Origin of the sequence: Klebsiella sp. C349492 (genome assembly GCF_042055345.1) — a bacterium.
GTDB lineage: Bacteria > Pseudomonadota > Gammaproteobacteria > Enterobacterales > Enterobacteriaceae > Klebsiella > Klebsiella scottii.
Genome location: NZ_JANQCE010000001.1, coordinates 1,142,156 through 1,168,331 on the forward strand (window position 1 = coordinate 1,142,156; position 26,176 = coordinate 1,168,331).

General features: G+C 56.0%; 24 protein-coding genes. 5 read left to right on the forward strand and 19 right to left on the reverse strand.

Annotation, left to right across the window (positions count from 1 at the left end; genetic code table 11):
- The first annotated feature begins 230 nt into the window (after positions 1–230).
- From NWP14_RS05380 to NWP14_RS05390, 3 genes are read left to right on the forward strand one after another with little or no spacing between them, the layout of a single operon-like run.
- Positions 231–1,628, forward strand: coding sequence for a cytochrome ubiquinol oxidase subunit I (locus NWP14_RS05380; protein WP_095097511.1), 1,398 nt, complete (start codon positions 231–233; stop codon positions 1,626–1,628).
- Positions 1,628–2,638 (forward strand): cytochrome d ubiquinol oxidase subunit II, encoded by a 1,011-nt coding sequence (gene cydB / locus NWP14_RS05385; RefSeq protein WP_375214924.1) that lies wholly within the window; start codon positions 1,628–1,630, stop codon positions 2,636–2,638. The genes NWP14_RS05380 and cydB overlap by 1 nt, the downstream gene beginning before the upstream one ends.
- Positions 2,638–2,763, forward strand: a complete 126-nt coding sequence (locus tag NWP14_RS05390) for a DUF2474 domain-containing protein (protein WP_095097506.1) — start codon at positions 2,638–2,640, stop codon at positions 2,761–2,763. Before cydB ends, NWP14_RS05390 begins: the two co-directional genes overlap by 1 nt.
- Positions 2,764–2,833: 70 nt before the next feature.
- Here NWP14_RS05390 and NWP14_RS05395 read toward each other — a convergent pair whose 3' ends face one another.
- The 5 genes from NWP14_RS05395 to NWP14_RS05415 all read right to left on the reverse strand — a co-directional run bounded on the left by NWP14_RS05395 (position 2,834) and on the right by NWP14_RS05415 (position 10,012).
- Positions 2,834–4,798 carry a U32 family peptidase gene (locus tag NWP14_RS05395; RefSeq protein ID WP_375214925.1) on the reverse strand — a complete coding sequence of 655 codons (1,965 nt, stop codon included), beginning with the start codon at positions 4,796–4,798 and terminating at the stop codon, positions 2,834–2,836.
- Positions 4,799–5,030: 232 nt separating this feature from the next.
- Positions 5,031–5,579 carry a helix-turn-helix domain-containing protein gene (locus NWP14_RS05400; protein ID WP_095097500.1) on the reverse strand — a complete coding sequence of 183 codons (549 nt, stop codon included), beginning with the start codon at positions 5,577–5,579 and terminating at the stop codon, positions 5,031–5,033.
- 49 nt (positions 5,580–5,628) lie between these two features.
- Entirely contained in the window at positions 5,629–6,510 is an 882-nt protein-coding gene (gene araC, locus NWP14_RS05405; RefSeq protein WP_095097497.1) for an arabinose operon transcriptional regulator AraC, read from the reverse strand.
- Positions 6,511–6,596: 86 nt separating this feature from the next.
- Complete coding sequence (locus NWP14_RS05410; protein WP_331835299.1) at positions 6,597–7,976, reverse strand: glycoside-pentoside-hexuronide (GPH):cation symporter; 1,380 nt, start codon at positions 7,974–7,976, stop codon at positions 6,597–6,599.
- A complete protein-coding gene (locus tag NWP14_RS05415; RefSeq protein WP_375214926.1) occupies positions 7,973–10,012 on the reverse strand; it encodes a beta-galactosidase in 2,040 nt (679 codons plus the stop codon). Before NWP14_RS05415 ends, NWP14_RS05410 begins: the two co-directional genes overlap by 4 nt.
- A gap of 212 nt (positions 10,013–10,224) precedes the next feature.
- Here NWP14_RS05415 and NWP14_RS05420 point away from each other — a divergent pair, with 212 nt between their 5' ends.
- Positions 10,225–11,391 (forward strand): benzoate/H(+) symporter BenE family transporter, encoded by a 1,167-nt coding sequence (locus tag NWP14_RS05420; RefSeq protein ID WP_095097488.1) that lies wholly within the window; start codon positions 10,225–10,227, stop codon positions 11,389–11,391.
- Here NWP14_RS05420 and NWP14_RS05425 read toward each other — a convergent pair.
- Positions 11,371–12,237 (reverse strand): AraC family transcriptional regulator, encoded by an 867-nt coding sequence (locus tag NWP14_RS05425; protein ID WP_331835758.1) that lies wholly within the window; start codon positions 12,235–12,237, stop codon positions 11,371–11,373. The genes NWP14_RS05420 and NWP14_RS05425 overlap by 21 nt on opposite strands.
- Positions 12,238–12,419: 182 nt before the next feature.
- Between NWP14_RS05425 and NWP14_RS05430 the strand changes: the two genes are divergently transcribed.
- Positions 12,420–13,316, forward strand: coding sequence for a DMT family transporter (locus tag NWP14_RS05430; protein WP_095097482.1), 897 nt, complete (start codon positions 12,420–12,422; stop codon positions 13,314–13,316).
- Between the two features lie 80 nt (positions 13,317–13,396).
- On the opposite strand, the gene NWP14_RS05435 is transcribed toward NWP14_RS05430, so the two are convergent.
- The 13 genes from NWP14_RS05435 to NWP14_RS05495 all read right to left on the reverse strand — a co-directional run bounded on the left by NWP14_RS05435 (position 13,397) and on the right by NWP14_RS05495 (position 26,069).
- Positions 13,397–14,065 carry a DUF3313 domain-containing protein gene (locus NWP14_RS05435; protein WP_095097479.1) on the reverse strand — a complete coding sequence of 223 codons (669 nt, stop codon included), beginning with the start codon at positions 14,063–14,065 and terminating at the stop codon, positions 13,397–13,399.
- Between the two features lie 180 nt (positions 14,066–14,245).
- Positions 14,246–14,809, reverse strand: a complete 564-nt coding sequence (hxlB, locus tag NWP14_RS05440; protein WP_095097476.1) for a 6-phospho-3-hexuloisomerase — start codon at positions 14,807–14,809, stop codon at positions 14,246–14,248.
- Positions 14,810–14,819: 10 nt separating this feature from the next.
- Positions 14,820–15,452, reverse strand: coding sequence for a 3-hexulose-6-phosphate synthase (hxlA, locus tag NWP14_RS05445; RefSeq protein WP_095097473.1), 633 nt, complete (start codon positions 15,450–15,452; stop codon positions 14,820–14,822).
- A 16-nt stretch (positions 15,453–15,468) separates the two neighbouring features.
- Positions 15,469–16,476, reverse strand: coding sequence for a dihydroxyacetone kinase subunit DhaK (locus NWP14_RS05450; protein ID WP_375214927.1), 1,008 nt, complete (start codon positions 16,474–16,476; stop codon positions 15,469–15,471).
- Entirely contained in the window at positions 16,476–17,120 is a 645-nt protein-coding gene (locus NWP14_RS05455) for a DAK2 domain-containing protein (protein WP_346431571.1), read from the reverse strand. The genes NWP14_RS05450 and NWP14_RS05455 overlap by 1 nt, the downstream gene beginning before the upstream one ends.
- A 23-nt stretch (positions 17,121–17,143) precedes the next feature.
- Positions 17,144–18,295 carry a hypothetical protein gene (locus NWP14_RS05460; protein ID WP_375214928.1) on the reverse strand — a complete coding sequence of 384 codons (1,152 nt, stop codon included), beginning with the start codon at positions 18,293–18,295 and terminating at the stop codon, positions 17,144–17,146.
- Positions 18,296–18,307: 12 nt separating this feature from the next.
- Complete coding sequence (locus NWP14_RS05465) at positions 18,308–19,123, reverse strand: PTS system mannose/fructose/sorbose family transporter subunit IID (protein WP_128878286.1); 816 nt, start codon at positions 19,121–19,123, stop codon at positions 18,308–18,310.
- Positions 19,124–19,134: 11 nt separating this feature from the next.
- A complete protein-coding gene (locus tag NWP14_RS05470; protein WP_095097458.1) occupies positions 19,135–19,872 on the reverse strand; it encodes a PTS sugar transporter subunit IIC in 738 nt (245 codons plus the stop codon).
- Between the two features lie 2 nt (positions 19,873–19,874).
- Positions 19,875–20,372 (reverse strand): PTS sugar transporter subunit IIB, encoded by a 498-nt coding sequence (locus NWP14_RS05475; protein ID WP_095098129.1) that lies wholly within the window; start codon positions 20,370–20,372, stop codon positions 19,875–19,877.
- Positions 20,365–20,787 (reverse strand): PTS sugar transporter subunit IIA, encoded by a 423-nt coding sequence (locus tag NWP14_RS05480; protein ID WP_095097455.1) that lies wholly within the window; start codon positions 20,785–20,787, stop codon positions 20,365–20,367. The genes NWP14_RS05475 and NWP14_RS05480 overlap by 8 nt, the downstream gene beginning before the upstream one ends.
- Positions 20,788–20,809: 22 nt before the next feature.
- Positions 20,810–21,616: a sorbitol-6-phosphate dehydrogenase subunit gene (locus NWP14_RS05485; RefSeq protein ID WP_375214929.1), complete on the reverse strand. Its 807-nt coding sequence runs from the start codon at positions 21,614–21,616 to the stop codon at positions 20,810–20,812.
- A 112-nt stretch (positions 21,617–21,728) separates the two neighbouring features.
- The gene (locus tag NWP14_RS05490; protein ID WP_375214930.1) at positions 21,729–24,335 is read right to left on the reverse strand and encodes a sigma 54-interacting transcriptional regulator; all 2,607 of its coding nucleotides are present in this window, start codon (positions 24,333–24,335) and stop codon (positions 21,729–21,731) included.
- A gap of 141 nt (positions 24,336–24,476) precedes the next feature.
- Positions 24,477–26,069, reverse strand: coding sequence for an ABC transporter substrate-binding protein (locus NWP14_RS05495; RefSeq protein ID WP_375214931.1), 1,593 nt, complete (start codon positions 26,067–26,069; stop codon positions 24,477–24,479).
- Positions 26,070–26,176 lie beyond the last annotated feature (107 nt).

Genomic DNA, 26,176 nt, shown 5'->3' on the forward strand with positions numbered 1-26,176 from the left:
AGTATAACAGGTGATAAAAAATGGCAGTTTATAAAAACTGTTATGCATACGCCTGCGGCCGATCTTGTAGCACGTCTCCCCCTCCGCATCGTGGCGATAATGCGCCGCGGCGGCGAAAAATCCATAACAGTAACCTGACTGTTATAGGAAAAAAGAGCCTTTCTGCCTCTGCAACCGAAAGCAAGCGACGCCTAAAATTGCGCGGAATCAATTTTTTTGCGGAGCACTGCATGTTCGGTCTTGATGCATTCCACCTGGCGCGAATTCAATTCGCTTTTACCGTATCGTTTCATATTATCTTTCCCGCCATCACCATCGGGCTTGCCAGCTATCTGGCGGTGCTGGAAGGGCTGTGGTTAAAAACCAAAAATCCCGTCTGGCGCTCGCTGTACCACTTCTGGTCGAAAATTTTTGCCGTGAACTTCGGCATGGGCGTCGTCTCCGGGCTGGTGATGGCCTATCAGTTCGGCACCAACTGGAGCGGGTTTTCCGAATTCGCCGGTAGCATTACCGGGCCGCTGCTGACCTATGAGGTGCTGACGGCCTTCTTCCTCGAAGCCGGATTCCTCGGCGTGATGCTGTTTGGCTGGAACCGCGTCAGCCCCGGCATGCACTTCTTTGCCACCTGCATGGTGGCAACCGGGACCATTATTTCGACCTTCTGGATCCTCGCCTCCAACAGCTGGATGCAGACGCCGCAGGGGTTTGAGGTGGTCAACGGCCAGGTGGTGCCCGTCGACTGGTTTGCGGTGATCTTCAACCCGTCATTCCCCTACCGCCTGCTGCATATGTCGGTCGCGGCCTTTCTTAGCAGCGCGCTGTTCGTCGGCGCCTCGGCGGCATGGCATCTGCTGCGCGGCAACCAAACCCCGGCCATTCGCGCCATGTTTTCGATGGCGCTGTGGATGACGCTGATCGTCGCCCCCATCCAGGCGATGATTGGCGATATGCACGGCCTGAATACGCTTGAGCATCAGCCGGCAAAAATTGCCGCCATCGAGGGCCACTGGGAAAACCGGCCAGGGGAACCAACGCCGCTGCTGCTGTTCGGCTTGCCGGATATGCAGCAGGAGCGCACCCGCTATGGCCTCGAAATTCCGGCGCTCGGCAGCCTGATCCTCACCCATAGCCTCGATAAACAGGTTCCGGCGCTGAAGGAGTTTGCGCCAGAGGACCGCCCCAATTCGACCATTGTGTTCTGGTCATTTCGCCTGATGGCCGGCCTCGGCATGCTGATGATCCTGCTCGGGGCGCTGGCGCTGTGGCTGCGCTACCGCCGGCGGCTGTACCACTCGAAGCCCTTCCTGCGCTTCGCGCTCTGGATGGGGCCATCGGGGCTGATTGCCATCCTCGCCGGCTGGGTTACCACCGAGGTTGGCCGCCAGCCGTGGGTCGTCTATGGCGTGCAGCGCACCGCCGATGCCGTTTCCGCCCACGGCGACCTGCACATGACCATCAGCCTGCTGACGTTTTTCGTGGTCTACAGCTCGGTCTTTGGCGTGGGCTATAGCTACATGCTGCGCCTGATCCGCAAAGGCCCGCAGGAGGTCAATCCGCCGGTCACCGGCACCCCGGCGCGCCCGCTTTCCGCCGCCACCGGCAATTTTGAGCAAAAGGAGTCCCACTAATGGCTATCGACCTGTCGGTAATCTGGTTTGCCATCATCGTTTTCGCCACCCTGATGTATATCGTCATGGACGGCTTCGATTTAGGGATTGGCATTTTATTCTGCACCATCCGCGACGCCGAGGATCGCAACGTGATGGTGAACAGCGTGGCCCCGGTGTGGGACGGAAATGAGACCTGGCTGGTACTGGGCGGCGCGGCGCTGTTCGGCGCCTTTCCGCTGGCCTACGCGGTGATTATCGATGCGCTGGCTATCCCGCTGACGCTGATGCTGGTCGGTCTGATCTTCCGCGGAGTGGCCTTCGAATTTCGCTTCCAGGCCACGCCGTCGCACCGACCTTTCTGGGACGTTGCTTTCCTTGGCGGCTCCCTGCTGGCCACCTTCGCCCAGGGAGTGGTGGTTGGCGCGGTCATTAACGGTTTCCCGGTCAGCGGCCGCACCTTTAGCGGCGGTATGCTCGACTGGCTTACGCCGTTCACCCTGTTTTGCGGCCTGGGGCTGAGCATCGCCTACGCCCTGCTGGGCGCCAGCTGGCTGGTGATGAAAAGCGAGGAGCCGCTGCAGGAAAAAATGCGCGGCGCGTCGCGGGCCCTGCTGCTGGCGCTGCTGGCGGTGATTGCCGCTATCAGCCTGTGGACCCCGCTGGCGCAGCCCGCTATCGCCGCGCGCTGGTTCAGCTTACCGAACCTCTTTTTCCTGCTGCCGGTGCCGCTGCTGGTGCTGGCTCTCAGCGTCTGGCTATGGCGAGCGTTAGGCAGCCGCGACCATCACGGGCGGCCTTTCCTGCTGACTCTTGGGCTGGTGTTCCTTGGCTTTAGCGGACTGGGGATCAGTATCTGGCCGCATATTATTCCCCCTGCCATCACCCTGTGGCAGGCCGCCGCGCCGCCGCAGAGCCAGGGATTTATGCTGGTGGGCGCGGCGCTGATTATTCCGGTGATCCTCGGCTATACCTTCTGGAGTTACTACGTATTCCGCGGCAAAGTTCAACACGGTGAGGGGTATCATTGATGAATCGATTATGGCTTAAGCAGATAGTCTGGATGGTGGCGCTGTGGGGCGGGAGCGTGCTGGCGCTAGCGGCGGTGAGCATGGGTTTTCGCCTGCTAATGACCGCCGCCGGGCTAAAAGCCTAACTTGTTATCTTAACCGTCCACTAACCGGCAGATGGGCTGCCGGTTAGTGGACGCTTCCGCCCGGCGCCGATCAGGCCCCTTTGCGTTTGGGCAAGGTTTTCAGCAGCTCGTCCGGGCTGACGGAGGCCACGATGCTTCCCGGAAGCGGCATTTTCAGAATATGGTTCTTCATTTTGCCCACCACGTGCATTTCGCAGGGACGACAGTCGAACTTCAGCGTCAGCACCTCGTCGCCGTGAATAAGCTGCATCGGCGTGGCTTTCCAGCTCTTAATCGAGCCTTTTGCCTGCTTCGGACACAGATTGAAGGCAAAGCGCAGGCAGTGCTTGGTGATCATCACCGGCACGTCGCCTTTCTCTTCGTGCGCTTCATAGGCGGCATCGATCAGCTTCACGCCGTAGCGCTGATAGAACTCGCGCGCCTTGTGGTTGTAGACGTTAGCCAGAAACGAGAGATGGGTTTCCGGATAGACCGGCGGCGGCACGGACACCGCCTTGCGCCGGCCGCGAGGCGCGGCGTCAATCCGCGCCTGATCCAGCATCTCTACCGTTTCACGCCGCAGCTGATTGAGCAGGCCGTTGGGCACAAACAGCGCGCCGGGCAGCGCTATCTCAACATCGCGGGCGAAATAAATGGTCTGGCCTAATTTCGCCACCCCGTCGCGCAGGTTGGCCAGCGCTTTATCGGCCTGGGTCGCTTCGGCGAACTCGCCGTCGAGGGTGTGGGTCACGCTGACGCCATCTTCGCAGGTCATCGTCAGCACCAGCTGTTCCTGCCAGCCGCTGAGGGTGATATCCACCGCAATCCGCCGCTCGCTGGAGGTCTTTTGCAGCGCCTGCTGCCAGTTGTGGTCGAGATTGCGGTTCAACGCCTGATGCGGGCGCGCTTTATAGAGATCCGCCGGCATTTCGTTGGGCCATACGCGGTAGCGGTTTTCACCGGTTTTCTCTACCATATTGGCGCGAAAACCGACAATCTCACGCTTAATCATCACATTCAGGCCATCGCCGTTGGTCAGCGCTTCGCTCACCTCAACGTCAAGATGGTCTTTACCCACCTTCAGCACTTCGCCCACCGGCAGGCCGATAAACTTCGGCGAATCGAACGCGCCGATATCGCCTTTACGCGCGTTGACGAAATAATCGGTGCTGCCGCGATGGAAGGTTTTATCCGTAGAGGGCACAAAGAAATGTTCGGTGCGTCCGGCGGAGGCACGCGCGAGATCGCCCCGGTCTTCAATAATCGCGTCCAGCATCTGGCGATAGTGGGCGGTAATGTTCTTCACGTAGCTCATGTCTTTGTAGCGACCCTCAATTTTGAAGGATCGCACGCCGGCATCGATCAGCTGGGCCAGGTTGGCGGTCTGATCGTTATCTTTCATCGACAGGAGGTGTTTCTCATAGGCCACCACCCGGCCCTGGTCATCTTTCAGGGTATACGGCAAACGGCACGCCTGAGAGCAGTCGCCGCGATTGGCGCTGCGGCCGGTCTGCGCGTGGGAGATATTGCACTGCCCGGAGTAGGCCACGCACAGCGCGCCGTGAATAAAGAACTCAATCGTCGCATCGGTGTGTTCGTAGATCGCCTTGATCTGCTGCAGATTCAGCTCGCGCGCCAGCACTATCTGGCTGAAGCCGACGTCGGAAAGAAACTTTGCCTTTTCGACGCTACGGATATCGCACTGGGTGCTGGCGTGCAGCTCAATCGGCGGGATATCCAGCTGCATCACCCCCATATCCTGCACGATCAGCGCATCAACGCCGGTTTCATACAGGTCGGTAATCAGGCGCTGCGCGGGCTCAAGCTCATCATCGTGAAGGATGGTATTCAGCGTCACAAAAACCTTCGCCCCGTAGCGGTGGGCGAAAGGCACCAGCCCGGCGATATCGCTGAGGCTGTTGCTGGCGTTGTGGCGCGCGCCAAAGCCCGGTCCGCCGATATAGACCGCGTCCGCGCCGTGTAAAATAGCTTCACGGGCGATCCCGGCATCGCGGGCGGGGCTAAGAAGTTCAAGATGATGGTTTTGCAGGCGCATACGATTGTTGTTATCCGTTATAGGGGGCGAAATGGCGGCTATTGTAGTCAGAAGTGGGCAGAGACGAAAACAATTTCCACCGCGGCCGCGGCGTGAATTTTCAGATTCTGGCAAAGCATTGAAGGAAAAGCTATTTCCCAGCCAAAACCCCACAGGGTAAAGTCACTGCGTATTCCGGATTTTCCTCGTCACGTTGTGGATTGTTTTATCAGTCATCTTGATTGGCCGCGGGTTAACAGCCGGCGGCTTTTTCTTTTGGGTAATGGATCAGCGAATGAAAATGGGCGGTCTGCGCGCCGCTGTTGCGGTAGGCATGCGCCAGGTCGCCGGCAAAGCGCCGCCCTTCCCCCGGCTGCAGGGTCAGCCACTGCCCCTCAAGGCACAGCTCCAGTACTCCGCTGATAACCACCACGTGCTCAATCACCCCCTTTTCATGCGGCGTTGACTCGCTGAGCGCGCCGGGAGCGAGGGTGATGGAAAAATGGTCGAAACGCAGCTGCGGGTCCCACGGAAAAACGGGCGTTACCACCATCGCCTGCTGCTGCGGGTCGAAGGCGGCCGGCGCAACGGAATCATCGGCAACGATAAACGTCGAGAAGGCCACGTTCAGCCCGGTGGCGATTTTCCACAGCGTCGCTACGGTCGGGCTGGATTCGTTGCGCTCAATCTGACCGAGCATCGCCTTCGACACGCCGGTCTCCTCCGCCAGCCGCGACAGGCTCCAGCCGCGCTGTTGACGCAGCGTTTTCAGGGTCGCTGCAAGATGTTGCGCAATATTCATTCCACCTCCTGATTTTCTCAGCGGAAATTATACGCGTATTAATATGATTCTACAGGGTGTTTAATTGCGAAAAGCGTTTGCGGTACTCCCGGGGCCCCACGCCAAACTGCTGATTGAACAGGCGGGAAAAATAGAGCGCGTCGTCGTATCCCACCAGCTGAGCGATGTGCGCAATCGTCAGCTGCGCGTGTTGTAAAAGCAGCGACGCGCGATTCATGCGCTGTTTTTCTCGCCAGGCGAAAATCGTCATTCCCGTCTCCTGGCGGAACAGGTGCGCGAGCCGTGACGGTGACAGAAATGCCCGCGCGGCCAGCGTATTGATGGTGATCTTCTCCTCAAGATGCTCATCAAGGTACTGACAGATGGCGATGATACGCGGATCGAGCGAGAGGCAGTTGCTACCCGGCTGCAGCTTGAAACAGTGGAGTAAAATCTTTTCCAGACAGTTTACCGCCAGAATCGCATCCAGCCGGTCCGCCGAGGAGTAAAGGCGGATCACCTCTTTAAAATCGCTCTTTAAGCGCTGAATAAAATCGTCGTCGCTGCTCCGGGTTATCCCTACGTCGTGCCATTGACGATCCCATTTCAGCCAGTCAATCCAGTATGGGCGCGGCATAAAATAGATCCACAGGTGCTCCCAGCAATCGCTTTTCGCCTCGCGACCATAATGATGGGGGCAGCCAGGAGGAAACAGCACGACATCGTTGGGACGGCAGATGAAGGTTTCGTTATTACGATGAATCACCCCTGCGCCACGGAGAGTGATATTAATAATGTACCCCTTCATGCCCCGCTCGCGCTGAATGAAGGTATCCAGCCTGTTGCCCGGGAATATTGGCGTATAGCCCGCCACCAGCCAGGCGTTAAAGGTAAAACTGCGCATTAATGGCGAATAGATAATCAGATCATCATCCATCGTCTCTGTCTTCATTGTCGGCAACCACATCGCTGTCTAACCCATGTTGCTTATTCTGCCTGCATTAAAACAGGGCGCAACCGCGAGATTGCGCCCGCAGATTACTCCGCCAGTTTCCCCTGCGAAAGGTCCGTCGCTACCCGCTCGTAGAGCGTGTCCAGGCGATAGAAATACATGATCGCCATATTGATAAGCGCCAGGCCAAAGGGGAACGCGATAAATAAAAATTCAATCATCGACACCACCTGCGGCGACTGCACCGCATTGCCGCCGCTGATAAACCCCGCCGCCCCCAGCATCCAGCCGACGCTCGCGCTGCCCAGCCCCATTCCCAGCGTCTGCCCGAGGGTCCCGGCGCTAAACAGGATGCCTTCAATTCGCAGGCCGGTTTTCCACTCGCCGTAATCGATGGTATCGGCGAGGAAAGCGAACATCGTCGCGCCGATGCCACAGAACCCGACGCTGCGCACGGCGGTTGCCAGGATGATAAATAGCGAGTTGGTCTTATCGAATAACGGTAGCAGATAGGCGATGCTGCACACCGATAGCCCCAGCAGCGCCAGATTGCGCTTGCCGAGGCGCTTAATAAGCCAGGGAATAACCAGCAGCGTGATCAGCCCGGGGGTATATTGCGCGAGGCTGATCCACGACATCAGCGATACGTCCTGCAGGATATAACGCGAGTAATAGACGCTGATCGTGGATAGCGCCGTCAGGCTGGTGAAGGTTATCAGCAGATAAAAGAAGATCATTAGCCAGTAGCGGTTGCCGATTATCGAACGCACCACTTCCCGCGTTTGAATATGATGCCGGTTTTCCTTATTCACCGGTTTAATTCGCTCGCGGGTCCAGGCGCCGGTCAGCAGCAGGCACAGGGCGGTGAAGAAACCAAATATCGCAAAGACCAGGATCCACGCCGTCTGGCTATTGCCGAGAGCCGCCACCATCGGCAGGGTAAAGACGCCGACGGTCAGCGATCCGCAGGTAGAGAGCCCTTTGCGAAAGACGCTAAGGACGCCGCGTTGCCAGGTATCGCGGGTGATTAGCGCCAGCAGCGAGCCGTAGGCGATATTGTTGGCAGTGAAAAAAATATTCGCCAGCAGGTAGGTCACGCACACGTAGATTATTTTACCGTTGTCGCCAATGTCGGGTACGGTGGCCATCAGGAATGCCGACAGGCCGAAAGGCACGGCGGTCCAAAGCACCCACGGCCGCGCTTTGCCCAGCCGGGTCTCCGTTTTATCAATACGAATACCGACAAACACGCAGATTACGCCATCCACCACCCGGGCAAAAAACATTAAAGAGCCAATCAGCGCCGCGGAAATCCCGACGATATCGGTATAAAACCATGCCAGAAAGGTCACCATCATCGTATAGGTAAGATTCGTTCCGTAATCCCCTAAACCAAATGCCAGGCGCTCGCGAAAGCCAGGCCGATCGTCAGTGGAGTGCTCCCGCGCAATTGATAAGGTACTCATGGTTTGTTCTCCAGCAGAATAATTTGCACATCCCAATCGCCTAAATCGATCTCATCGCCGGCGTGGATCGTTTCACCGCTAAAAAGCATGCGACCGGCAGGCTGACTAAATTTAACGCGCTGCGGCTCGGCGCTATAGTTAAAGTAATAAATCAGCTGATTGTTATGTTCATCAAAACCACGGCGCATAATTACCGGGAAGGTAATATGGTCATCAAATATTCCAGAGAAGGCGGTTTCAGTCGCTACATGACGGAATATTGCGGCTAAAACCTCGCCAGATAAATGACAGCCGATATAGGTTGTGCTCCCCTGATAAAACCGATTAAAGGTTACGGCAGCATATTTATGCCAGTAAGGATGTTCGTAGCGGGCTAATACCGTCGAGTCGGCTTCCGGCTCCAGCAGCTCGATCCAGTCATGTACTGTGGTATCGAGGCCCGATAACGGCAGGCAGCTCGATGTCAGCCCGGTGCGCTGCGGCTCAACAAAAAGCTGATAGCGGGCGCCGACGGCCGCCGAGATAATTCCCGGCTGCACGCAGGAGCGCACTTTCATATTTTCATCCGCGAATCCGGACTTAAATGAGAAAATAGCATGACCGCCCTGCCTGATATAATCATTAATCTGCAGCAGCTTTTCATCGCTCACCGTATAAAGCAGCGGAAAGATCAGCATCTCGTATTGAAAGATTCGCGGATCGTCGACGGCCAGAATATCCACTTCAATATTCATCCGGTACAACGTGTCATAGTACAGACGGAAGATGTCATTGTACTGGTGCTGCGCATCGCGGGAGAACTGATGCCCGCGCCACGGATGCCAGTCGATTGCCGTCAGGCATTCGTTGCTCACCACCAGGGCGATGCGGCTTTTGCGCGAATATGCCATCGCCTGCGCCGCGAAATCACGCAGTTCAGCGCCGGTCTGGCAGACCTCCTGGTAAACCGGGTTGGGCTGCAGATCGTGGCTTAAAATCCCCTTCCAGTAGGTTTCGTAAGCGTTATGCAGCGAATGCCAGTGCCAGTAGCCAATCAGGCCGGCGCCGCTGGCGACGTGGCTCCAGGCCTGCAGCCGCAGCTGTCCCGGGAACGGCGTCCACTCCTTGAAGGCCTGGGCCTGGGTCTCCAGAACCAGATAGCGGCGATCTTTGGTCACCCGCGCAATATCGCCGGCAAAGGCGATTTCCGCTCCCGTTAAGCTAAACTGGCTGGGGTGATACACATCAACCCCGGTAATATCCACAACCGCGGAGGTTTTAAAATGGTCGACCTCCGCGCGGACACCGAACGACCAGTTGCGCCAGTCAAAGTCAAAGTTGTGGGTAATAAACTGCCGATCGTTTTTATATTCACGCACCAGCCCGGCCTGCCAGCCAAGGAAGCGGGTGACCAGCGAACGTTGAAAGGTCCTGAATGCGCAGCCCAGGCTGGCGTTAATCGTCCCGGTCAGCGACGGGAAATCCTCCCAGGCGTCAATGCGGTTGCTCCAGTAATCAAGGCCGAACGCGCGATTCATCTCCGCCAGGTTATTATTAAAGCGTTTTTTAAGATGCTTGATAAATTCAATCTGCACGTTTTCAGAGCAGCTGTCATAATATTTCGTTTCGTTATCAATCTGAAAACCAATCACCGCCGGGTGGGCGGCCGTCGTCTTTAATAGCTGGCGAATAATCCGTTCGGCATACCATAAATAGGCCGGATGGGTAATATCCATTTTTTGGCGGTGACCATAGCTATTTTTCCCTTGGGGAGTTGTCGCCATAACCTCCGGGTGTTTTTTCGCCAGCCATGCGGGAATGGCGTAGGTCGGGGTGCCGATAATTACCGCAATATTATTTTCATGCATGGCGTCGAGAACCGTGGTCACTGAACTGAAATCAAACTCCCCTTCCTGTGGCTCAAAGGTACTCCAGGTACTTTCCGCAATCCGCACGTAATTAATACCCGCCTCTTTCATTAGGGCAATATCTTCCTGCAAACGCTCCTCTGCTAAATATTCACGATAATAAGCAACGCCGTACCAAAACTTTTCCATTTCTCGCTCCTCTTTGTTACCGGAAACATAACGCACAATCTTAAGAAGCGGATGAAATTAGCTGCTGGCAACATAGAGCAATCTGCTATCGCCATCGGGAGTCGATAGCGATCACATTTTCCGCTGACGGCAGGCGCTACCGATTGCCCCCTTGTGCGCTATAGCGCACGGTGGTACATTTTATCGGATGTTATAACGCACAAGAGGTTATCATGCGCTCGTTTTCCCTTCCGCTGCCGACGCTGCTCGCCGGCTTTATCGCGGTGCTGGTCGGCTACGCCAGCTCTGCGGCCATTATCTGGCAAGCCGCCGCCGCCGCGGGGGCCGATGCGGCGCAAATCGCCGGCTGGATGACGGCGCTGGGATTAGGTATGGGCGTCAGCACCCTCGCGCTGACGCTGTGGCGTAAGGTGCCAATCCTCACCGCGTGGTCCACTCCCGGCGCGGCGCTGCTGGTAAGCGGGCTGCAGGGCGTGACGCTGGAGCAGGCGGTGGGGGTATTCGTTTTTGCCAACGCCTTAATCGTGCTCTGCGGCGTGACCGGCCTGTTTGCCCGCCTGATGAAAATCGTCCCCCACTCGCTGGCGGCGGCGATGCTGGCCGGGATTTTGCTGCGTTTTGGCCTGCAGGCCTTCTCCAGCCTGCAGGGTAATCTTGCCCTCTGCGGCGGCATGCTCGGCGCCTGGCTTATCTGCAAGGCCCTGCTCCCGCGCTTCGCGGTTGTCGCCGCGCTGCTGGTGGGAGGCGCCATCGCCTGGGCCAGCGGCGAGGTAAGCGGGGAACATCTCAGCCTCTCGTTCGTTGCGCCGACGTTCATCACGCCGCACTTTACCCCTTCTCTGCTGCTCAGCGTCGGGCTGCCGTTTTTCCTCGTCACTATGGCGTCGCAAAACGCCCCCGGCTTCGCCACGCTGCAGGCCTCCGGCTATCCGGTGCCGGCGTCGCCGCTTATCGTGGCGACCGGCGGCCTGGCGCTGCTGCTGTCGCCGTTTGGCGTTTATTCCATTTGCATTGCCGCGATCACCGCCGCGATTTGTCAAAGTCCGGACGCCCATCCCGATCCTCAGCGCCGCTGGCTTGCGGCGGCGGCGGCGGGCGGTTTTTATCTGCTTGCCGGTCTTTTCGGCGGTTCGATTACCGCGCTGATGTCGGCGCTGCCGACGGCGTGGATCCAGATGCTCGCCGGGCTGGCGCTGCTGGGTACCATCGGCGGGAGTCTGTTTCAGGCTCTGAATCATGAGAGCGAGCGCGATGCGGCGGTGGTGACCTTTCTGGTCACCGCCAGCGGTATCACCCTGGCGGGAATTGGTTCGGCCTTCTGGGGCCTGCTGCTGGGCGGGGCGAGCTACGCTCTGCTGTCAGCGCTGCGCCGCGCGTAGCTGCGACGGCGTCAGCCCGGTGGCGCTTTTAACGCGGTTGCTGAAATGGCTGGCGGAGCTAAAACCGCAGGCCAGCGCAATGTCGGTCAGCGAACGGGCGCTGTGGCAGATAAGCTCCTGCGCGCGAACCATACGGCGCTGCATCACGTACTGATGCGGCGCCATTTTCATCGACTGGCGGAACATCCGCGCAAAGTGATATTCGCTGAGCGCCGTCTCCTGCGCCAGCTCGGCCAGCGTCAGCGGCTGGTCAAGATTCTCCTCAATCCACGCCAGCAGCGTGCGCAGAACGTGCGGCGCCAGGCCGCCGGTGACCGTCGGTAAGCGCCACTGGACGTTCGAATAGTGCTGGATCAGGTGGGTCAGCAGCAGCGTGCTGGCGGAGCTTAAGGTCAGCTGGTTGGCCTGCTGCTGCCAGTCGTAGTCGAGGAGAAACTGACGATAGACCGCGGTGATTTTATCATCCTGGGAAAAGGTTTGTTCCTGCAGGCTAAACGATGCCGGGCTGCGGTCCCAGATCTGTTCCCCGACGCGTCTGAGATGCGCATCGGTGCAGTAGAGGTGGACAAAAGAGAGGTCTCCCCGGATATCCCAGGTACTTTCAGCGCCCTTTGGCATCAGGCAGAAGCGGTCCGGCCCGCCGCCGTTTTTCCAGCCCTGCGGCGTTTTCTGATAGCTTTCGTAACCGTCGGCAACGTACAGGCTCAGCGTGTGGTGGTCGCTGCGTACCGTCACCGTATCGAGGTTGTTGTACCACGCCGCCAGTTGAATGCCGGAGTTCAGCTCCACCGTTTCCCGCAGCACGGCTTTTTGTCGACGTAATGTTTCGAAAGTCCCGTAAGCCATAGCCTTCACAAATCAGATTCCGCAAACCCGTAGTCTATGGAGAGTCGACGGCGGATACCAGACCTCCCGGCCCCTTAAAACAAAATAAGCGCAAGAATTTGCAAGTCCGTAACAAGATGGTGACAGCGGCGCGGGCGAAAAGCCGCCACACTGCCCGCGAGTGTTCTTACGGGAGAGATATTTTGAACGCATTACTCTATGGGCTGGTCGTCGTTATCTGGGGCACGACGTGGATTGCCATTTTTCTCCAGCAGGGTCCGGTTGCCGCGCCGGTATCGATTTTTTGGCGCTTCGCCGTCGCCAGCCTTACCATGCTGGCGATTCTGCTGGTCACCCGCCGCCTGCGTCCGCTGGCGTTGCGCGATCACCTGTTCTGCGTCCTGCAGGGCTGCTGCGTGTTCTGTTTTAATTTCTGGTGCTTTTATACCGCTGCGGCGCATATCAACACCGGGCTTGAATCGGTGATTTTTTCTATGGCGGTGCTGTTTAACGCCATCAATGGCTTTATTTTCTTCCGCCAGCAGCCGCCGGGTCGTTTCTGGCTCGCCGCCGCGCTGGGGCTGGCCGGGATCGTGACGCTGTTCTGGGACGATCTGACGCGCAACGGCCTGAACGCCTCTCTGCTGTGGGGGATTGGCCTTAGCGCGCTGGGGACCTACGGCTTTTCGCTGGGGAATATGCTCAGCATCCGCCACCAGCGCCGGGGTCTGGAAACGCTAACCACCAACAGCTGGGCGATGCTCTACGGAACCCTGGTGATGGGCGCAATCGCCCTGATACGCGGCGATGATTTCTCGCCCCAGTGGACGCTGAGCTATATGGGCGCGCTGCTCTATCTGGCCCTGTTCGGCTCCGTTATCGCCTTCGGCGCCTACTTCACGCTGGTCGGGCGAATCGGCGCCGGCAAGGCCGCCTACAGCACCCTGCTGTTCCCGCTGGTTGCGCTGACGATCTCCACCTTTTATGAAGGCTACGTCTGGCACGGCAACGCGGTCGCCGGGCTGGCGTTGATTCTGGTGGGTAATCTGGTGATGTTCGCCCGACCGGAGCAGTTGTTCCTGCGCCGCAGGCTGGCGTAACTGGCGGGAGTCAGCAGCACTCCCCGGCAGCGATGCCGCCGGGGAGACGTTCAGCCGCGCCGGCGAACGGCGCGGGGGGATTATTTCTGCGTCGGGTCGAATTTCACCGCGTCGATAGCCATATCGTCGATAACCTGCTTCAGGGTATCAATGGTCATCGGCGTATTTTCGTTGGCCAGTTTTTTCCCCTCGCCTTTACGCACGATCTTGATCACCGGCTTGTTCGTCCCGGCATCGATCAGCTCACCTTCAAAGTAGAGGTTGGTATCCATCGTACGGTGCCCGGTTGCCATTTCGGTACCCGCAACCACCAGCGCCACCGGCACCACTTCATAGAACTGCAGCCCCTCTTTGCTGGAATCCACGCCGGTAATGGCGCCGCGGAATATCAGGCTGCGCGGACCTGCGGTTGTCGCCAGCGTTTTACGCTCGGCAATCGCCTGCTTCATCTGCTTATTGGCGTAGGTAAGAATATCGCTCAGCGCCTGGGCCCCAACCTGGGTAGAGGGTTTAGGGATTGGGTAATAGGTGATGGGGTTATAGACCACGTTATCGTAGTTTTTCGGATTGTAATCCGGTGAAATCCAGCGCAGTTCCGCTTTACCTGATGCTGAGGTCGTCTCTTTTAAGTTGGAATAATCTTTTAAAAAACCTGAATACCGATCCGGTTGGGCAATTTTGGCAGCGCAGCCGGTTAAGGCTAACAGGCCAGCAAGAGCAGCGGCTTTAAATATAAAATGAGTACGCATGATGAATCCCTGTAAATGCAGTTGTCGGCACGGTTTATAGCAAAACACCAGGGTAAGTGTTGTGACAAAAAGGGTGAAACGCCAGGCGTTGGCAAAAATAAATCCGCCACGGTGGGCGGATTTATTTCCGGCTTGAGAAAAATACTATTCACGATCGCAGCCGCGCATCAGCTGACGGATTTATTCCAGATTCGCGTGACGGCTAAACATCTGGGCATCGCTTTGCGCCGTTTTATCTTTGAGATAAATAATTATACTGTCATATATAAGCCAGCTTAATTGTTCAAAAGAAGAACCGGTGGGTTGAATGGTCGCCGCCTTTGTCGATGACTCCGCACTTTTGGCCGTAATGCCGGGAATACGGATCGCCACATCCGCCAGCCGGCCTATCGTGTGGTCCGGATAAATGGTTAGCGTCGCAATCCGCGCGCCCTGCCCGCTGGCTTTCTGCGCCATCGTCACCAGGCTGCCGGTTTCTCCCGACCCCGACCCGACAATCAATAAATCACCTTGCTGAATTGACGGGGTGGTCGGTTCACCGACAAACCAGACGCTAAAACCAAGATGCATTAATCGGTTAGAAAAAGCCCGCGCGGCAAATCCGGAACGCCCGGCGCCGGCGACAAAGATACGTTCGGCCGTGAGGATCATCTCGCCAAGGCGCGTCACCGCATCGCCGTCCACCTGGCGGGCGTCGTCGGCCAGTTCTGAGATAATAGCGAGCAGGTTATCGCAGCTTTTCATCATCATCTCCTTAGGCGTTAACCATCGCCGCTTTAATCAGGCGCGCTTCTTCCAGCGGATCCTCGGCGCGGGTAATGGCCGAGCCGACAATCACCACGTCCGGTTTTAGCGCCACATAGTCCGCAATCGTCCGGCTATTGATGCCGCCGGCGACGGAGATGCGAGAATACCTGGCGTGCCGTTTGATAACCCGCAGGTCTTCAAGCGGCTCTCTTCCCGCCGCCTGCTGATCGGCGCCGGTATGGACAGCAAGATGTCGGACGCCAGCGTCCTCCAGCTCGCGAATACGCGTTGGCAGATCGTCAACGCAAATCATATCAACCACCACATCGCGGCCGGCCTCTTCCGCCGCCCTCAGGCAGGCCTTCACCGTGAGAATATCGGTGACGCCGAGCGTCGTTACGTAATTTGCCCCCGCATCAAAAGCCAGCTTACTTTCGAAGTAGCCGCCATCCATAATTTTCTCGTCGGACAGCAGCTCCTTCTCGGGAAAGCGTTCGTGAAAGCGCTCAACCGCCGCCATGCCCTGGGCAATAACAAACGGCGTACCGATTTCAATGATATCCACGTGCTCACGGAGTTTTTCCGCCAGCGCCAGCGCCTCAGCAAGAGGTAATTCATCCAAAGCTAATTGCAGTTTCATCGTATCGTCCTTTTGATTATAAAGATGCCAGGCCCACGGCCGTAGCCGGAGCGTCAAGGTAGGTTTTGAGGGAGTCATCGAGCAGTAAAAGCGTCAGGCACAGGCCGTTCATTTCAAGCGAGGTGACATAGTTGCCAACGTAGCTGCGCCACAGACGATGGCCGCGCAGAGTCAGCAGATGGCCGATACGGCCCGCCATCAGATACTGTTCCATCAACGGCGTGGCGCCAAGGCCTGAGACCATGACGGCGAACTCCCTTTGCTCCTCCGCCAGGGAAAAATCATCCAGCAACGCCTCCACCATCACGGCGGCGATCTCTTCTGCTTTGGCTAAGGGGGAAACGTGGCTCCCGGCTTCGCCGTGGTGGCCGATACCAAACTCATAGGTGCCGTCGGCAATGGCAAAGTTAGGCTTACCCACGGCCGGAATTGCGCATGGAGCCAGCCCGACGCAGACGCTGCGCGTGTTGTTCGCCGCCAGGCTGGCGGCAGCGACGGTCTCTTCCAGCGAGCCGCCCGCCGCGGCCACCGCGCCGGCCGCCTTCCACATAAAGATGCCGCCGGCGATACCGTGCCGCTGCTCCGCCCGCTCCGGCGGCGCGGAGGCAATATCATCCCGCGCTTTGACGATGGCGACGCTGTGGCCCAGTTCCCGGGCCTGTTTCAGCGCCATCTGGACGTTCATCGAGTCGCCGGCATAGTTGCCAAACAGGCAGGCCACGCCCCTGCCGCGATCGGCAATTCGCATCGCATCAAGGAAAGCGTTGGCCACCGGGGATGAGAACACCTCGCCAACGGCCACGGCATCCAGCATACCGGCGCCGAGGTAGCCCAAGAATGCCGGTTCATGCCCGCTGCCGCCGCCGGTGACCAGCCCCACGCGGGGGGCAATATCGGCAGCAGAACGACGGTGCACCACGCGATGGTTTTCAGCGCTCAGCTGCACCTCGCTCCCGTGCGCAAGCAGAAAGCCCGCCAGCATGTCGTCCACGACGTCATCAGGGTCATCTATAAATCGTTGCATCAGTTTTCCCCTTTATTGATTAATACAATCGCTGTGTCGGCAAAAGCGCTCAGCAGCAGCATCGATGAGCCGGCTCCCGCATCGGGGCAGCCCCGGCTGCGTTCTCCGAGACGGCTGGCGCGGCCGACCCGGGAAACCAGGCCGCTCGTCGCGGCAAAACTGTCCTTGGCCGTTTGCCGCATTGATTCGAGAGCGCGTATCTCGCCTTCCCCGCGAGCCAGTAGCGAGCTAAGCGCATCGGTGGCGGGGATCAGCACGTCGAGCAGCGTTTTATCGCCGGGCCCTGCCGGGGTGAGCTCACGCAGATCGGCCAGCGCGCCAGTGAACATCCGCTGAAGTACGGCGGCGTCAATCACCTCCTCTGCGCCGCCGCGACTGAGCCCGGCAAACCAGCAGCCATACAGAGGCCCCATTGAGCCGCCAATGTCGTTCAGCAGCTTCTCGCCGATAGTCTGAAAAGCCTCGGTCATGGTCATTGCCGGCGTTAGCGCCTGTCCGGCAAGGGTGAACCCCTTATTCATATTGATGCCGTGGTCGCCATCGCCCGCGGCGCCGTCTATTTCGCTCAGCCAGGTTTTATTTTGCTGAATAACGGCAATCATATTTTTGGCAATAGCAAGCCCGTCTTTGTTGGTAAAAGACATAAACACCTCAAAAAATCAGAATATCAGTGCGGCATTAGCGCTGCATATTGAAATAAAATCGCATCATGTAGCCGCGTATTTTGTAGAACTCCGGTAAAGTGCGTTATTGCCTGACTCGCATTATGTTCAGCGATATATTTTTGCAAAGTAACGCTTTGCTCATCTTGCGGATCGAAATAGTGCAGAGCGGCCGCAAGGCCCTTAACTAAATAATCTGCGGGAAGCCCCGCGGCCTCGCACTGCACGCAGGGGGCGGTCAGTCGATCCTCAGGCGACAGCTTGCGGATCGGCGAACGGCATACCCGGCGAACGGTGTCCGTGATGCCGGGAGTGCTAAAACGCTTGATAACAAAGCGGATATACTCCTCCAGTTCGACAAGCGGAAAAGCATACTTCAGGTGCAGCAATTGCGCCGTTTCGCGCATGCTCTGTTGTATTTCGCCCCGCAGTCCATCATTGCTAAAGATTTCCTGCATCGTCTGATAGCCTTTGAGATGTCCGATATATCCGGCCCACGCGTGCCCGCCGTTAATAATATAGAGTTTACGCTCAAGATATTTACGCAGATCGTGGGTATAAATAGCATCATTAACAGGCAACGCGCCCTCATCGACGAGGCCGTTTTTATCAATAACCAGTTCATAATCGACGCCGATATCAACGACATCAAGCCCTTCCCGCCGGGTGGTCAGGACCATGCGGTCTACCGCGGTATTGGGAAAAGCGGCCAGCTCATCAATTTCAGCCATCTCGCTACCGGCGCAGCGCTGAATTTCGCGACGCAGGATCTCGCCGTTGAGGAGCGCGTTCTCACAGGCCAGCACGTTGATGCGCGGGCGGCCGGCGCGTCGCCTGGCGAGCAGCCCCGCCAGTATCAGCGGGGCAATTTTCGGCAGATTATCCGCCCACACCGCGGTCGTAATCAGGTCCGCATCAACCATAGCCTGAACAACCGCCGGGAAGTCGCTCTCCGGAGATAATGCGCGCAGGGTAGGAATAAATTTTTTTTGGTATTCTTTCTCTATAAGATACAAATTGTAGCCATGCTGTGCGTTTATTTGCGCGTTAAGCTCGACATTACGCTCAACGAACGTAATGTCATAGCCAGATCCTGCCAGCAGATCGCCAATAAACCCGCGCCCGATGCTGCCGGCGCCAAAATGTAAAGCTCGCATCTTTACCTCCTGTCAGAATATGCCGAATAAAGCGCCAAAAATAGAGACGGCAATAATCAGGACCATAATAATCGTAAAGTTTTGATTGCGTTTTAGCAGCCACCAGTAAATACCGAATACGGCCAGCAGCGGTAAAATACCGGGGACAATGTTGTCAATCACCTGCTGCAAAATAAACGGCTTATTTTGGTCGCCAAAGCTAAACTGAAGCGGCGTGCTTAACTTCACATAAGTCGACGAGAGCGCACCCATCATAAACAGCCCGAGGGTGCTGGCGCCGTTTATCAAGGTGCGAATATGCCCCGACTGCAGTATTTCGCGAATTGACGCCTGGCCCGCCCGGTAGCCGTAGGCGGCGAGATTGCGCCCGACGATTATCTGGATCAGCGGCAGCATCAGTAAGAAAAATGCGCCAAGAATACTGCCGTTGGTTGACAGGGTGACGGCAAGGCCAAAAATAATCGGCTTTAAGGTTGCCCAGTCAATTGAATCGCCTATTCCCGCCATCGGCCCCATCAGCCCGGTTTTAATACCGGTAATAGTGTCATCATCAATATCGGCCCCCCTGGCCTTCTGCTCCTCCATCGCGATCACAATACCGTTAATCGGTGCGCCGTAGACGGCTTCAGTATTGTAGAACACCAGGTGACGCTTAATCGCCTGCTTCAGGTCCTCCTTTTCCGGATACAGTTTTTGCAAAACCGGCAAAATTGCGGTGACGAATCCCAGGGCCTGCAGGCGTTCGTATGAGATGCCCATCTCAGCAACGATGTAGTAATAAAGCCAGCTGTTCTTAACGTCTTTTTCAGTGATTTTTTTGGAGTCCATAGCGTTCATCCTCAGGCACCTTTTTGGTTTTGATAATAGGAGATAAGCAGAACGGCGCTGAGACCAAAAATAGCGGCGCCAAATACCGGAATACCGCTAAACTGCACCAGAAAGTAACCAATAAAAAACCAGGGCAGGAGCGCAGCTTTACCAATCACAAAAATGGTCAGGGCAAATCCCAGCGCGGGCAGCAGCCCACCGGCGACGCTAAATCCGTGAATCAACCACTCCGGAACGCTATTCAGGAAAGCGGTAATGCTGTCTTTCCCATACATGTTGGCCAAAAAGGGAACCGGGAAACGAATAAAGAAACCGAGGACCGTCGGCCAGACGATAGCGCACATTTTTATCTGTCTGACGTTTCCCTCTTCGGCATACCTGTCGGCCATATGCACAAATACCGCATTGACCGTTTTGCGGAACTGGTCTAAAAAGACCCCCATGACGCCGACCGGGACGGCGATAGCGATCGCCAGCGTCGGCGACAGCCCCGTATTCAGCGCCAGCGGAATAGCCACCAGCCCCGCCAGGCAGTCATCCGCGGGGAGGTTCGAGCCCGCGGCCACCAGGCCGATGTAAAGAATTTGGATCGCGGCGCCGATAATAACCGCCTGGGTGACATCCCCCATAATCAGGCCGATAAGTACCGAGGCGAACAGCGGCTGGCGGATCGCGTGGGTGATGGCATAGCCAACGTCCGTTTTACAAATCCAGTACCAGATGCCGGTAAAAATTGCGACTTCAACCATGATTAACCCTCCAGCCGGGCAATGGCTTTATCCAGGCTTAACTTGACTTCTTCCGGAGTCACCTGGAAATAAACCTCTGCCCCACCTTGCCGTATATATTTCAGGTCTTGTAAATCCTGCTCATCGATCGAAATACCGCTTACGACGCTGCGCCGGTTCACGCCACCGCCAAGTCCGCCAATCTGCACGGAGCTAAATAGCACCTCGCGCTCAACCAGCCTCTTAACGTTGCCAATCGATTTAAAAAGCAACAGCACATTATTTTTGCCATTGCTAAAATAACCATCGTGAAGCCTCGAAAGGAAACTCTCTTCTGACAGCACGTGAACATCAACACCCGGAGGCGCCGCCATCACATAAATATCCGCCAGAAAGCTATCCTGCGAGAGTTTATTATCAACAATAACAATTTCAGTTGCTGCGATGATGTTCCGCCATTTTGTAATGACCTGACCGTGGATCAGTCGAAAATCGACCCGGACCAGTTTTATATTATTCATATTCATTACCATTAGTTATAGAGGTGATGTTCTTGATACTGCCGTTTCCTGCTTCAATAATTCGCGAGACAAGCTCTGACAAAGTCACTTCTTCACGCTGCATTTCCGCTTCAATTAACATCGGTAAGTTCATGCCGCAAATAACCGGATAGCCTCTGAGCTTGGCAAAAATAGCCGCCACGTTAGATGGCGTACCGGCATAGATATCGGTGAAGATAATAATATTTTCCGGGGCAGCAGAAAGTAATGCTGAAATATCATCCATGAGCTGCTCCGGCGCCATTCCCGGCTCAAGGGAAAAGCAGTAAACATTGTCCATTTTGCCTAAAATCATTTCACAGCTTTTAACTAACTCGCGGCCAAAGCCGCCGTGAGAAATCACCAGAATCCAGGGTGCTGCAATCTTTTGATCCATAAAGAAATCCTGATAGAGATAATTAACCGCGGGATTTCCCTCCGGTGATATTAATCGTCGTTCCGGTGATATAGCTGGCCCTGTCCGACAGTAACCAGCTCACCAGATCGGCGATCTCTTCCAGACGACCGGGTCGTCCGAGGGGAATTTTGTGGCTGTAGTCTTCGTCTATACTGGCGAACGCCATGCCGCGGGTATAGGCCAGCGCTTTACGGTGCACAGCGTTTCCCATCGGCGTTGGTTCATTGATGCCCGGCGCGACGCCAACGACCCGAATGCCAAAGGCCCCAAGCTCTTTTGCCCACGAGAGCGTAAAGCCGTGCAGCGCGGCTTTGGTTGCGGCATAGCAGCTTTGTCCCTTTGAACCCTCGATGCCGGCTTCAGAAACGATATTGACGATCGCCCCGGATTTTTGCCCGATCATGATCCGCGCCGCTTCCTGGGTAAAAATAAAAGGGCCTTTTTGGTTAATTCTGACCATAAAGTCAAAATCATCATCGCTTAACTCATATTCAGGCTGGCTGCCGTAATAATCGACGAGCAGACGCGCGCGATTAACCGCGGCATTATTCACCAGCCCATCAAGACGCCCGTAGCGCGCAACGACATCGGCGATCAGCCGGCATACGGATGGCCGGTCGGTAATATCGCACTGACGGTAATCAACGCCGCTAACAACCGCCGCCGCCGCCGGCTGCTGAATATCCGCCACCACCACCTGAGCGCCGTTGCCGGCAAGCCCTTTGGCGATCCATTCGCCGATTCCTGAACAGCCGCCGGTAACAATAATCACTTTGGGACCAAGCGCGATCCACTGTGTTGATGCCATTTGCATTATCTCCAGTTGAGAGTCAGTGCAATGACTAATACAATTAACGTGCCATGTTTATTTAAATAATATTATCAACAAGTTAATGGTAGTGTTTAAGGTTGATTTTTCGTTAAACACTATTCAGCCCTGTTTTCAACACTTCCTCTTCGGGCAGCGCGATCCACGGCTCCATCAGTTCATAAATCATCAACGCTTCAGTGGTTGTCAGCGAGATACGATATTTATTAATCAGCGTGCGGAATGCATCCGGAACCAGGGCCATAAAGCGCTGCTGGCGTTCGTTAAGTTCAAACGCATCGCGGTGGGTCAGGCCGTCATGGGTCAGCAGGCGTTCAATTAACGCCGCCAGATGCATAAAAAGATTGATTCTCAGATAGCTTTCAAAATGAATGCTGTAGCTCAGCTCGAAATACTTAACAACCTGCTCCACTTCCTCAATGATGATATTCGGGTTGAGAAAAGTAAGATGGCTCACCACCCCTTCGAGGGTAAAAAGAATGACGATGTCATCAATCATCTTTTGCAGCTCATCTGCGGTGAGCAAATCTGAAAAATAGTTCTTCCATAGCAGTTCCGGCTTATCATTTATCAGCTGTCGGGTATTAACCTGCGGAATATAGCCGGCATTAAGCTCGGTGGTGGTGATCAGTAAACGCGTGCCGTACAAGGCGCTATCGGCTTTCGATAGTTTCCATTTCAGATCGTCATACTCCATGGTCACAATTTCCAGCGTTTCATCAGCAATATAGCGGCGGGTGATTTCTTGCAGCTGGCGCGATACGCCCTCACCGGAAATACAGGAGATAATAATCTTATTGCCCTGCAGCAGGCCGGAATAGTAGCGAGCCTCCACCTCCCATGCGCCTTTAATACTATCGACAACGGCCTTCATCGACAGCTGATGCTGAATTTTTCCCGCAATATCCAGCGCCATTGAGGTGCTGACGTTGTTCATCACCAGCAGGTCGCCCTGGATATGCAGCTTTATTTCGCTATAAATATCCTGCAGCGATCCCATATCGACCAGAATAATCATGCCGTGCTGCTCTTCCAGCTGATTAATCCAGGTGGTCAGATGGGCAATAATGCCGCGGGTATTCACCGACAGCGGCATATCAAATGCCTTAAGATAGAACCCGCCCAGCAGACGGTTGGCGGTACCGGCAATACTCGAGGCCGTCGAGCGCCCGTGCGCGACAACGATGCCCTGAATCAGCGGCGCGGACTCGATTTGATGATAAAAAATAGCGCTGAGCAGTGGTTTCATCAGGGCGAGCTGCGTGCGGGGAAACTGTTTGGCAAACAGGGTAATACACTCATCCGCCAGCAGCCGGGCCCGCTGAGGAACATATCCGGTCACGCCGATGAGCCGCCCGACGCTGTCGGGATCGACCTCCCTGCTCAGGCACCACTGCAGGCTATGAAAGACCGCTTTCTCCGCCGTTGCCGGAACGGAAATACCGGTTAGCTCGCTAAACTCCTGCAGCGTATCCCGCACCAGCTGCCAGACGATCCCGTGGTACAGATTGCCTCCGGGCAGGCTCGCATGCTCCTCCAGCTTATTGACGAACAGCGGCACGTTGGCGGCGCGACAAAAATTCTCCAGCAGCTGTTCATCGCGGGTGATCCAGGAGGTTGCCAGAAGATCTACGGGTAGCGTCCCGTCATCTCCCTCGCTAAACGTTACCGTATCGTGCTCGCCGCGAACGCCGGATGCGCTGCGGATAGTTATCTCCTCCGCTCCGCGCTGCGCCCATGCCGAGGCGCAAAGAACTTTGATGCGATTCTTTAGCTCACCGATATTACCTTTTGCCGGGGTGGCGAGCAGCTGACGGATCAGCGCACCGTCAACATGGACCCGCTGCTTAAAACGCCGGGCTTCCCGGGCAAAAAAATGTGAGATAAGCGCCAGCCGTTCCATATAGGGGCGCGCGTTCCAGCCGGGTAGCTCAACGGTAACGGGAATACGCCGCAGGAAGGTGGTCAGCAGTACGTTTTCACTATTTTCAGTCGTCGCAAATAAAAAGCGAACCTTCGCATGATGGGGCTGGCGGTTATCCCCCAAACGATAAAAATAGCCTTTATCCATAAATAAAAAGAGCTTTTCCTGGTTCTCCGCCGACAGACGATGTATTTCATCGAGAAAAAGAAAACCGCCGTCGGCCTCGTCGAGCAGGCCGGATTTGTTTTTTTCCGCGCCGGTAAAGGCACCTTTGATATAACCAAACAGGGTCCCGGACAAGAGTTCCGGGTTATTAGCGTAATCGGCACAGTTTAGTTCTATTAGTTTTACCTGCGATGAGATAATCCCCACCGTTCCCGCGTGCTGGTGCAGCAATTGCGCCAGGTAACTTTTGCCGACGCCGCTTTCCCCCGTAATCAATACCGGCAGGCCGCCGTCGGGATAGCTGACCGCGGCGAGGCACAGCTCAACGGCATGTTTCAGGCTACCGTTGGCGCCAATCAGCGACTGGAATACGCCGGGGCTCTGCGGCTCATCATCGGCGACGGAAGGTATGCGGTCCGTTAGCCAGAAGCGCACGGGGCGCGTGGCCTCTTTGCGCAAATAACCTTCATCGCAAAGCTGATTGAGATAAAGACTAATAACGCTGCGGCTCGCGGACGTAAAGGATTCACAATCACGCGTGGTAAATCCTGATACGCCATCGCGATAAAGGGTATTCAGTTTGCGATAAAGATTTTCTTTGGCTGACATCGTTTCACCCGCAGTTCCCGGCATTCCAGATGGGCACCATGTTGCTTTAAACGGGCTTTAGCAAGAAGTCAGCGGTGTGAAACCAATCCATCTCACAGTTTCAATAAAAAACGCCCGGCCTGTTTCCAGGCCGGGCGGAGTTTATTTTATATCAACCTGATAAAAAATATGCTTACCAAAAGGGTCAATCTCATAGCCGGAAACATCTTTGCGCACCGGTTCAAAAATAGTCGAGTGGGCAATCATGACCGCCGGCATTTGATCGTGCATCATCTGCTGCGCCTGCTTGTAGAGCGCCTCGCGCTGGGGACGATCGCTTATCGATTTCGCCTCGCTAATCAGCTTATCGAACGGCGGATAGCACCACTTCGCCGAGTTGGAGCCGCCGTTGGCCGACTGGCAGGTAAACAGCGGCCCGAAGAAGTTATCCGGATCGCCGGTGGCGGTAGTCCAGCCCATCAGGGCCGCCTGATGCTCGCCGTCCTTAACGCGCTTGAGGTATTCCCCCCACTCGTAGGTCGTGATTTTGGTCTGCACGCCGATTTTCGCCCAGTCCGCCTGAATCATCTCCGCCATGCGCTTAGCGTTGGGGTTATACGGGCGCTGGACCGGCATCGCCCACAGGTCGATAGTCAGGCCGTTGGCCATCCCCGCTTCCTGCAGCAGCGCTTTGGCTTTTTGCGGGTCATAGTCATAATCTTTCAGCTCCGCGTCCGCGCTCCAGACGCCCGGCGGCAGCAGATTTTTCGCCACCGTACCGGTGCCGTGGAATACGGCTTCGATAATCGCCGGTTTATTAATCGCCAGCGCCAGCGCCTGGCGCACTTTGACATTATCCAGCGGCGGCTTTTGGGTATTGAAAGCAAGGAATCCGGTATTCAGACCCGCCTTACTCAGCAAATTAATATTATTATTTTCCTTCATTCTCGGCAGATCCGCCGGGTTAGGGAACGGCATAACCTGGCACTCGTTCTTTTCCAGTTTGGCGTAACGCACCGAGGCGTCCGGAGTAATGCTAAATATCAGGCGGTCGGTCTTCGCTTTGCCCTGCCAATATTCCGGGAAGGCGGTATAAAGAATGCGCGAATCTTTTTGATACTGGGCGAGCTTAAACGGCCCGGTGCCGATTGGATCGTTGTCGACGCGCTCCGGAGTGCCCGCTTTAAGCATCGCATCGGCATACTCCGCCGACAGAATAGAGGCGAAATACCAGCCAAGATCGGCAACAAACGGCGCTTCGGGATGGGCTAAGGTAAAGCGCACCGTATATTCATCAGGCTTGTCAATCGCCGTAATCAGCTGACCAAATTCGAGGCTTTCAAAATTGGAATAGTTGCCGTTGGAGACATTATGGTATGGATGCTTCGCGTCCTTTTGCCGCATAAAGGAGAAGATAACGTCATCGGCATTAAAGTCGCGCGTGGGGGTAAAATACTTGTTGCTTTGAAACTTCACGCCCTTGCGCAAATGGAAGGTGTAGGTTTTGCCATCTTCGCTGACCTCCCAGCTTTCGGCGAGGCTCGGCTGCAGCTCGGTGGTGCCCACCTTAAAGTCCACCAGCCGGTTATACACCGGGACCGCGCTGGCGTCGACGCTGGTACCGGAGGTGTAGAGTTGAGGATTGAAGTTCTCCGGCGATCCTTCGGAGCAGTAAACCAGGGTTTTGCCCGCGACGGTGGAACTAACCGTCAGAGCGGCGAATGCCAGGGCAAGCGTTGTGAGTTTGCGTTGCATTGGGTTTCCTTTTTAATTTGTCAGCTAATGAATAGCTTGTTGTTTTCTTATCCATACATAACACTAAAGCCTGATTGCAAACACCTGAAAAAATAATAAATAAGGAA

Bases quoted from the DNA above. Each gene is read 5' to 3' on its own strand.
- NWP14_RS05465 (WP_128878286.1), bottom strand. From the start codon at position 19,123: ATGGACTCCAAAAAAATCACTGAAAAAGACGTTAAGAACAGCTGGCTT.
- NWP14_RS05480 (WP_095097455.1), bottom strand. From the start codon at position 20,787: ATGGATCAAAAGATTGCAGCACCCTGGATTCTGGTGATTTCTCACGGC.
- NWP14_RS05380 (WP_095097511.1), top strand. From the start codon at position 231: ATGTTCGGTCTTGATGCATTCCACCTGGCGCGAATTCAATTCGCTTTT.
- hxlA (WP_095097473.1), bottom strand. From the start codon at position 15,452: ATGAAACTGCAATTAGCTTTGGATGAATTACCTCTTGCTGAGGCGCTG.
- NWP14_RS05395 (WP_375214925.1), bottom strand. From the start codon at position 4,798: ATGCGCCTGCAAAACCATCATCTTGAACTTCTTAGCCCCGCCCGCGAT.
- NWP14_RS05400 (WP_095097500.1), bottom strand. From the start codon at position 5,579: ATGAATATTGCGCAACATCTTGCAGCGACCCTGAAAACGCTGCGTCAA.
- cydB (WP_375214924.1), top strand. From the start codon at position 1,628: ATGGCTATCGACCTGTCGGTAATCTGGTTTGCCATCATCGTTTTCGCC.
- NWP14_RS05435 (WP_095097479.1), bottom strand. From the start codon at position 14,065: ATGCGTACTCATTTTATATTTAAAGCCGCTGCTCTTGCTGGCCTGTTA.
- NWP14_RS05470 (WP_095097458.1), bottom strand. From the start codon at position 19,872: ATGGTTGAAGTCGCAATTTTTACCGGCATCTGGTACTGGATTTGTAAA.
- NWP14_RS05410 (WP_331835299.1), bottom strand. From the start codon at position 7,976: ATGAGTACCTTATCAATTGCGCGGGAGCACTCCACTGACGATCGGCCT.
- NWP14_RS05485 (WP_375214929.1), bottom strand. From the start codon at position 21,616: ATGGCATCAACACAGTGGATCGCGCTTGGTCCCAAAGTGATTATTGTT.
- NWP14_RS05475 (WP_095098129.1), bottom strand. From the start codon at position 20,372: ATGAATAATATAAAACTGGTCCGGGTCGATTTTCGACTGATCCACGGT.
- NWP14_RS05490 (WP_375214930.1), bottom strand. From the start codon at position 24,335: ATGTCAGCCAAAGAAAATCTTTATCGCAAACTGAATACCCTTTATCGC.
- NWP14_RS05460 (WP_375214928.1), bottom strand. From the start codon at position 18,295: ATGCGAGCTTTACATTTTGGCGCCGGCAGCATCGGGCGCGGGTTTATT.
- hxlB (WP_095097476.1), bottom strand. From the start codon at position 14,809: ATGAAAAGCTGCGATAACCTGCTCGCTATTATCTCAGAACTGGCCGAC.
- NWP14_RS05425 (WP_331835758.1), bottom strand. From the start codon at position 12,237: ATGGCTTACGGGACTTTCGAAACATTACGTCGACAAAAAGCCGTGCTG.
- NWP14_RS05450 (WP_375214927.1), bottom strand. From the start codon at position 16,476: ATGCAACGATTTATAGATGACCCTGATGACGTCGTGGACGACATGCTG.
- NWP14_RS05415 (WP_375214926.1), bottom strand. From the start codon at position 10,012: ATGGAAAAGTTTTGGTACGGCGTTGCTTATTATCGTGAATATTTAGCA.
- NWP14_RS05455 (WP_346431571.1), bottom strand. From the start codon at position 17,120: ATGTCTTTTACCAACAAAGACGGGCTTGCTATTGCCAAAAATATGATT.
- NWP14_RS05390 (WP_095097506.1), top strand. From the start codon at position 2,638: ATGAATCGATTATGGCTTAAGCAGATAGTCTGGATGGTGGCGCTGTGG.
- NWP14_RS05420 (WP_095097488.1), top strand. From the start codon at position 10,225: ATGCGCTCGTTTTCCCTTCCGCTGCCGACGCTGCTCGCCGGCTTTATC.
- NWP14_RS05495 (WP_375214931.1), bottom strand. From the start codon at position 26,069: ATGCAACGCAAACTCACAACGCTTGCCCTGGCATTCGCCGCTCTGACG.
- araC (WP_095097497.1), bottom strand. From the start codon at position 6,510: ATGAAGACAGAGACGATGGATGATGATCTGATTATCTATTCGCCATTA.